Origin of the sequence: Actinoplanes sp. NPDC051633, assembly GCF_040681735.1 — a bacterium.
Lineage (GTDB): Bacteria > Actinomycetota > Actinomycetes > Mycobacteriales > Micromonosporaceae > Actinoplanes.
Map to the genome: position 1 here is coordinate 1 of NZ_JBFAZH010000313.1, position 7,258 is coordinate 7,258.

Consider the following 7,258-nt stretch of genomic DNA (forward strand, 5'->3'; position numbering starts at 1 on the left):
GGACCGTCATCGGCCGTCCCGCGGGTCGCCGCCCTCGCTGGAGCCGCCGGCCGACGACGGCCGGTACACGTGGAAGCCCGGCGGCGCGAGCGCGGCGTCCGCGGGCTTCTGCGGCGCGGGGCCGGGGGTCGCGGGCTGCGATGGCGCGGGCGCGGAGACGGATGGCTGCGGCGCGGGTGCCTTGCGGCGTCGGCCGAACCGGCGCTTCGGCGCCTCCGGTGCGGGCGTCGGCGGCGGCCCGGACGGACCGTCCACCAGGGTCGGGTTGAGCTCGGTGTCGACGTCCCGCCCGCGGTGGTCCACTGTGGTCTGATCGGTACCCCGCACGCGGGGCTGCCGGATGGTGGTCCGGTCGCCGGTGGACGCCCGGCGCCGCGGCGGCGATAGCGGCGCGCCCCGATCGGCCGGAGCCACCGTGGGCGCGTCCGGCCAGGGGTCGGTGGGTTCGGACGCGTTCCCGGCCGGCCCGGGCTCGTCGGCCGTGGCGCCGCCGGGCCTCGGCGCGGCGTCCGCCGCCGAGCCGTCGGGACGGCCGTGGAGGCGTTCGCCGCGCAGGCGGGTCGCCACCCTTGCCGCCCCGATGGCCGCGGCCACCGTGATCACCGCCGCCAGGGCCACGCCGAGGCGGCCGTTCAGCGGGATGATGCCGATCGCGCCGCCCAGCACCCAGGCGATCATCAGCACCGTCTCGGAGTGGGCGAAGGCGCTGGCCCGCAGGCGCTCCGGGACGCGCTCCTGGATGCTGGCGTCGATCGCCAGCTTCGAGATGCCGCTGAACGTGGCGGCCACCAGAGCCAGCAACGCCACCATGCCGAGGTTGTAGAAGACGACGGCCAGCACCGCCACGCCGGCGGTGAGGGTCAGGCCGCTGGACTGCATCGCGGTCGGGCGGCGGATGCGCAGCCGGGTGCCGATCGCCGTGGACAGGAACGTGCCGGCCACCAGCGCGCCGCCGACCATGGCGACCGCGACCTGACTGCCCACGTCGCGGCCGAAGATGGTGGTCTCCAGCTCGCCGGCCTTGATCGCGAAGGCGAAGAAGAGCAGCAGGAAGCCGTAGAGCAGGCGGAGGCTGGCGCTGCCGATCAGCGTGTTGACGACCAGCCTGCCGGAGAGCGGCCGGTCCTCCCCGCGGCGCAGCCGCAGCATGGTGCGGAAGGGGCGGGGGACGGCCTCCGGCGGATCCGAGTCGGCCCGCGGCGGCAGCCGCAGTGCGATCACCATGCCGACGATGAAGATCAACGACGCCACGCGCAGCGACCACTGCGGGCCGAACCAGAACGCGGCAAGCCCGATCGGGGCCACGACCGCGCCGGCGAACGTACCGTAGACGCTCGCTCTGGCCCCGACCTGCGACAGGCCCACGCCCTCCGGCAGCAGGCGGGGAACCGCGGCGGATCGCGCGACGCCGTAGGCGCGCGACAGCGCGAGGACGCCGAAGGCGGCCGGGTAGAGGCCGAAGCCGAGCAGGTTGTCGGAGATCACGTACGCCAGGAAGGCGCGGCCCAGCATCGTCGTGGCCAGCGCATAGCGGCGGCCGTGCCGGAAGTGGTCGAGCAGCGGGCCGACCACCGGCGCCAGCAGCGCGAACGGGACCATCGTGATGAGCAGGTAGAGCGCCACCTTGCTGCGCGCCTCGCCCAGGGGCACGTTGAAGAAGATCGTGCCGGCGAGCCCGATCGCGATCAGCGCGTCACCGGCGCAGGAGATCGCGTGCAGATCGAAGAGCCGCACCATGCCGACCTCGTTGGCCGCTCCCTTGGCCCGCGCGTCCCCCACGCGGCGGGTCGCCCACTTACCGCCGCGCAGCCCGCCTCGCACCAGCATGCGCGACGCGCGCACACCGGTCCCGACGATCCGGCCGAGGGTGGGAAGGAACGGCATGGGAACCATCCTGACTGATCCGCGCGACCTCGTCCCCATCCCGCGCGCTCCTATTCGGGGGAGTCGTTGTGGTCGGCACGGCCCGATAGGGGACAATGGCCCGGTGACCACCAGGACCACCACTCGTGCCGCCAAACTCGACCAGGTCTGCGCCGATGCCGTCGGGATCGCTCGGGGTGCCATCACCGAGGTGGATCCGGCCGATGTCGGCGAGCACCTGGAGGCGATCGCCGAGGGCGACCGGGTGGTGACGCACTTCTTCGAGAGCCACCTGGCCGGCTATCGCGGCTGGCGCTGGGCGGTCACCGTCACCCGGGTGCCACGCAGCCGGCACGTGACGGTCTGCGAGACGGTCCTGCTGCCGGGGCCGGACGCCCTGCTCGCCCCGGGCTGGCTGCCCTGGAACGAGCGGCTGCGCGCCGGCGATCTGGGCGTGGGCGACCTGATGCCGACCGCGCCCGACGACGACCGGCTGGCCCAGGGTTACGTCCTGAGCGACGACCCCGCGGTCGAGGAGGTGTCCTGGGAGCTGGGCCTCGGCCGGTCCCGGGTGATGTCGCTCGAGGGACGGATCGAGACGGCCCAGCGCTGGTACGACGGGGAGTCCGGCCCCGACGCCGCCATCTCCACCGCCGCACCGCGCAACGCCCGCTGCGGCACCTGTGGCTTCTATCTCCCGCTGGCCGGCGCGATGCGCGGCATGTTCGGGGTGTGCGGCAACCTGTTCGCCCCCGACGACGCCCGCGCGGTCAGCGCCGACCACGGCTGCGGCGCGCACTCCGAGGCCTTGCAGGGCACTCCCGAGGTCCCGGTCGAGGAGCTGCCGACGGTCTACGACGACTCCGAGGTGGAGGCCGTCGCGGTCAGCCGTTCACACGGATCGGTCGAGGAGGCCGAGCCGGCCGAGGACTACGGCCACAGTTGATCTGGCTCCGCTTCGCTCCGCGGGCGATCGCGATTCACTCGTGTACTCGGTAAACCGGGTGCGTCAAGGCGCGGCGGCGGCGCCGGTTCGCGTCGTGGCGCAGCATGGTGAGCAGGCCGGGGATGCCCCAGAGGGCGCCGGCCAGGCAGATCCACAGCCAGGTGGTCGGTGCGCCGGCCAGCCAGCAGATGAGCGCGGCGATGCCGAAGGCGGCGATGCCGCCCAGTGCGAAGGGCACCATCGGCGGATCGAGCGGCTCGGGCCGGGGCTTGGACACGTTGATCAGCGTACGCGGCGGCGGGTAGTCCACACGTTCGTAACATCGCCGATCTTTTGCCGACATCGGCAGTCTGACACGATGCGCGCATCGAACCTCGTGAGCCACTGGGGGCACGCGCATGTCCACTACTTCCGCCGACCGGGATGTCGCAGCGTCGCGTACGCCCAAGAACGGTTTTGACCGGTATTTCGAGATCTCTGCCCGCGGCTCGACGGTAGGCCGGGAGGTCCGCGGCGGGTTCGCGACCTTCTTCACGATGGCCTACATCGTGGTGCTGAACCCGCTGATCCTCGGTGCGGGCGTGGACGCCGTCGGCGGCTCGCTGCCGATCGCCGCGCTGGCCGCCGGTACGGCCTTCGTGGCCGGCCTGATGACCCTGCTGATGGGCGTGGTGGCCCGGTTCCCGCTGGCGCTGGCCGCCGGGCTGGGCGTCAACGCGCTGGTCGCCTACGAGATCGCGCCCGAGATGACCTGGGCCGACGCGATGGGCCTGGTGGTGATCGAGGGCGTGCTGATCGGGATCCTCGTGCTGACCGGGCTGCGCACCGCGGTGTTCCGGGCGGTGCCGACCCAGCTCAAGACGGCGATCGGGGTGGGCATCGGCCTCTTCCTGATGATCATCGGGCTGGTGGACGCCGGCTTCGTGCGGCGCATGCCGGACGCGGCGAACACCACCGTGCCGGTCGAGCTGGGCATCGGCGGCAAGCTCACCAGCTGGCCGGCGCTCGTCTTCGTGCTGGGTCTGATCTTCACGATCGTGCTGTTCGTGCGCCGGGTGCGCGGCGCCATCCTGATCGGCATCCTGGTCAGCACGGTGCTCGCCATCATCGTCGAGGCGATCGCCAAGGTCGGTCCGTCCTTCGTGGACGGCAAGCCGAACCCCAAGGGCTGGTCGCTCAACGTGCCGGCGCTGCCGGACAAGATCTTCGACCTGCCCGACCTGTCGCTGATCGGCAAGTTCAACGTGCTCGACTCGTGGGGCCGGGCCGGGTGGCTGGTCGTCATCATGTTCATCTTCACCCTGCTGATCACCGACTTCTTCGACACCATGGGCACGATGGTGGCGGTCGGGCTGGAGGGTGACCTGCTGGACTCCGAGGGCATGCCGCCGCGTACCCGGGAGATCCTGCTCGTCGACTCGGTGGCCGCGGCCGCCGGTGGCGCGGCGAGTGTGTCGAGCAACACCTCCTACATCGAGAGCGCCTCCGGTGTGGCCGAGGGCGCGCGCACCGGCGTCGCCAACCTGGTCACCGGCGCGCTCTTCCTGCTGGCGATGTTCCTGGCGCCGCTGGTCACGGTGGTGCCGTTCGAGGCCGCATCGACCGCGCTGGTGCTGGTGGGCTTCCTGATGATGACGGCGGTCCGGCAGATCGACTGGACCGACTACGAGATCGCCGTGCCGGCGTTCCTGGCGATCACGCTCATGCCGTTCACGTACTCGATCTCCAACGGGATCGGCGCGGGGATCATCTCGTACGTCGTGATCAAGCTGGCCGTCGGCAAATCGCGTGAGGTTCACCCGCTGCTCTACGCGGTGGCCGTCGTGTTCGTGCTGTACTTCCTGCGTGGGCCGCTGGAATCGCTGATCGGCTAGCCCGGTGCGGTGCGGTAGGTCATAGTCCGGACAGATGTCGTTAGCCAAGCTCATTAGCTAGGCTAAGGAACGTGATGGAGCGGTCGGTGACGACGGAACGCACGACGGGCGAGGATCTCGCCCCGATGCTGCGCGATGCGATCACCAGGCTCAACCGACGGATCCGCAAGGAACGCCCGGTCGGCGATCTCACGTTCAGCCAGCTCTCGGCGCTGACCAGCCTCCAGCTGGCCGGCGCGCTGACCCCACGGGAGCTGGCCGACGTCGAGCGGGTCCAGCCGCCCACGATGACCAAGATCGTGGGCAAGCTGGAGGAGCGGGGGCTTGTGGCGCGTACGCCGCATCCCACCGACGGGCGCCAGGTCATCCTGGCCGCCACGGAGGAGGGCCGGGCGATCTACGCGCAGTTCGAGCGGACGCGCAACGAGTGGCTGGCGCAGCAGCTGGCCCGGCTCAGCCCGGATGAACGCGACGTGCTCGTGCGAGCTGCCGAGATCATGCAGCAGGTCGCCCGGGCCTGATCGGCCGACGTCTCCCGGGTCGCTTCGTCACATGTTGATGACGCGTACCAGTTTGAGGAGGCGCAGCCCACGTGGCAGTGCTGAGCACGACCTTCCGGTCCCTGCAGATCCGCAACTACCGCCTGTTCACCGTCGGGCAGCTCGTGAAGCTGGTCGGTGTCTGGATGATGTTCACGGCGCAGGACTGGCTGGTGCTCGACCTCTCCGGCAACTCACCGGGCGCGCTGGGGATAGTGACCGCCCTGCAGTTCACGCCGGTGTTGCTGCTGACCCTTTTCGCCGGCAAGCTCGCCGACCGGTACGACAAGCGCACGCTGCTGATCATCTCCAACGCCATGTTCGCCGTCACCGCGATCGTCTTCGCGATCCTGGTCGCCTCGGGCGTCGTGGTGCTGTGGCACGTCTTCCTCTTCGCCGCGCTGCTCGGCATCGCCAACTCGATCGAGACGCCCGTGCGGCAGGCCTTCGTGTCCGAGCTGGTCGAGCGGCGGCTGCTGCCGAACGCGCTGTCGCTGTCCGCGGCCACCTTCAACACCGCCCGCATCGGCGGCCCGGCGCTGGCGGGTGTGGCGCTGGCGCTGATCGGCACCGGTCCGGTGTTCCTGCTGGCGACGGCGCTGTCCATCGCGCCGGTGTTCACGTACCTGCTGATGCGGACCGCCGACCTGCTGCGCTCGGCGCTGCCGTCGGAGTCCGACGACACCCGGATCGTCGACGGCCTGCGCTACGTGCTCAAGCGGCAGGACCTGGTGCTGCCGATGGCGCTGATGTTCGTGGTCGGCATGATCGGCTTCAACTTCCCGGTGACCCTCGCCGCGCTCGCGAAGATCGACTTCCATGCCGGGCCGTCGTCCTTCGGGCTGCTCACCACCGCCCTCGCGGTCGGCGCGCTGGGCGGGGCGCTGGCCGGCAGCGGGCGCCGTTCGCGCCCGGGCGTCTACAAGGTCGTCGTCGCCGCGATCCTCTTCGGTGCGTTCGAGATCTCGGTCGGGTTCGCACCGTCGTTCATCGTGGCGATGATCCTGCTGGTGCCCACCGGCTTCTTCTCGATCTACCTGGCCCAGACGGCGAACCAGCGGGTCCAGATGGGCGTCGACTCGGCGTACCGCGGTCGCGTCATGGCCCTCTATGTGCTGCTCTTCCTGGGTACGACGCCGATCGGGGCGACGCTGGCCGGCTGGTGGGGTGAGCACTTCGGGGTGCCCGCCAGCCTCTGGGGCTCCGGGCTGGTCAGCCTGGCCGCCGGCGTGGCCGCACTGATCTGGCAGCTGCGCCACAGCGGCGACCGGGTCCGCGCGCGTGTCCGGCCGCGGCCGTCGCTGAGGCTGGTGCGCACCGCGCCGGAGCCGACTCCCGCCGCGGCCGCGTTGTCGCCGGAACCGGTTCTGGAGCCCAAGGTCCGAACCGCCGCCTGAGCTGCTAATACACCCTCATTTCCGTCCTTTATGGTGGTTCGCAGGGTGGGACACACTCTGGGATGGCATCACGACTCGTCCGATCGGTCGTGGTTTGGGATGGCGCCTGCCGCTTAGCGTCGCTTGGTGATGACTCCGCACACGGTGGTGCTCGCCGCAGCGCTGATTGCGTTGCTGTGTCTGACGTGTGCGCTGCTCCGCTCGCAGGGCGAGGCGGTGCGGCGGGCCTGGGTGCGGCGGGCGCGGCTCGACGGCCCGGTGCTGCGGGTGCTCGATCGGAGGCTCGCCGGCGCGGTGGTCGAGCGGGCGGTCGGCGCCTGCGGGTGCGGCATGGGTAGCCGGATGGAGAGCTGGCCGGCCATCGAGCAGGTGGTCGCCGAGCTGCGCCGGCTCGACCGGGTGCGCTGTGCGGGTGAGCCTGGGCTGTGGGCGGCGGCGATCGAGCGGGCGTACGACCGCTGGCTGCAGGCCGCCTGCCACTACCTCGCGATCTCGCACCGCCTCTTCGCCCTCGCCGACATCGACCGCGACATCGAGCGCCTCCGCATCGAGGAGGAGCTGACCGCCGCCGGCCTGGCCATCCGCGGCTGACCGCGGCGGCAGGCGTTCTGATAACAGTGGTAGCCCAGGAGGCCATCC

At 71.2% G+C, this 7,258-nt stretch carries 7 protein-coding genes; 5 read left to right on the forward strand and 2 right to left on the reverse strand.

Annotated elements, in window-relative coordinates; all coding sequences use genetic code 11:
• Positions 1-6: 6 nt before the first annotated feature.
• Positions 7-1,884 carry an MFS transporter gene (locus tag AB0M20_RS18800; protein WP_364299721.1) on the reverse strand — a complete coding sequence of 626 codons (1,878 nt, stop codon included), beginning with the start codon at positions 1,882-1,884 and terminating at the stop codon, positions 7-9.
• 103 nt (positions 1,885-1,987) lie between these two features.
• Between AB0M20_RS18800 and AB0M20_RS18805 the strand changes: the two genes are divergently transcribed.
• On the forward strand, positions 1,988-2,809 hold the full coding sequence (locus AB0M20_RS18805; RefSeq protein WP_364299723.1) for a DUF3027 domain-containing protein: 822 nt from the start codon (positions 1,988-1,990) through the stop codon (positions 2,807-2,809).
• A 34-nt stretch (positions 2,810-2,843) separates the two neighbouring features.
• Here the strand turns inward: AB0M20_RS18805 and AB0M20_RS18810 are convergent, their stop codons facing one another.
• Entirely contained in the window at positions 2,844-3,050 is a 207-nt protein-coding gene (locus AB0M20_RS18810; RefSeq protein ID WP_364299729.1) for a DUF2530 domain-containing protein, read from the reverse strand.
• 157 nt (positions 3,051-3,207) lie between these two features.
• Between AB0M20_RS18810 and AB0M20_RS18815 the strand changes: the two genes are divergently transcribed.
• The 4 genes from AB0M20_RS18815 (at position 3,208) to AB0M20_RS18830 (ending at position 7,210) form a co-directional block, all read left to right on the forward strand.
• Positions 3,208-4,683: an NCS2 family permease gene (locus AB0M20_RS18815; protein WP_364299725.1), complete on the forward strand. Its 1,476-nt coding sequence runs from the start codon at positions 3,208-3,210 to the stop codon at positions 4,681-4,683.
• A gap of 74 nt (positions 4,684-4,757) precedes the next feature.
• A complete protein-coding gene (locus tag AB0M20_RS18820; RefSeq protein ID WP_364299731.1) occupies positions 4,758-5,204 on the forward strand; it encodes a MarR family transcriptional regulator in 447 nt (148 codons plus the stop codon).
• Positions 5,205-5,281: 77 nt separating this feature from the next.
• Positions 5,282-6,619 (forward strand): MFS transporter, encoded by a 1,338-nt coding sequence (locus tag AB0M20_RS18825; RefSeq protein WP_364299733.1) that lies wholly within the window; start codon positions 5,282-5,284, stop codon positions 6,617-6,619.
• Positions 6,620-6,745: 126 nt separating this feature from the next.
• Positions 6,746-7,210: a hypothetical protein gene (locus AB0M20_RS18830; protein WP_364299727.1), complete on the forward strand. Its 465-nt coding sequence runs from the start codon at positions 6,746-6,748 to the stop codon at positions 7,208-7,210.
• Positions 7,211-7,258 lie beyond the last annotated feature (48 nt).

What these genes read in the sequence shown, in the direction of transcription:
- AB0M20_RS18800 (WP_364299721.1), bottom strand. Translation starts at nt 1,884, where the DNA reads ATGCCGTTCCTTCCCACCCTCGGCCGGATCGTCGGGACCGGTGTGCGC.
- AB0M20_RS18810 (WP_364299729.1), bottom strand. Translation starts at nt 3,050, where the DNA reads ATGGTGCCCTTCGCACTGGGCGGCATCGCCGCCTTCGGCATCGCCGCG.
- AB0M20_RS18815 (WP_364299725.1), top strand. Translation starts at nt 3,208, where the DNA reads ATGTCCACTACTTCCGCCGACCGGGATGTCGCAGCGTCGCGTACGCCC.
- AB0M20_RS18820 (WP_364299731.1), top strand. Translation starts at nt 4,758, where the DNA reads ATGGAGCGGTCGGTGACGACGGAACGCACGACGGGCGAGGATCTCGCC.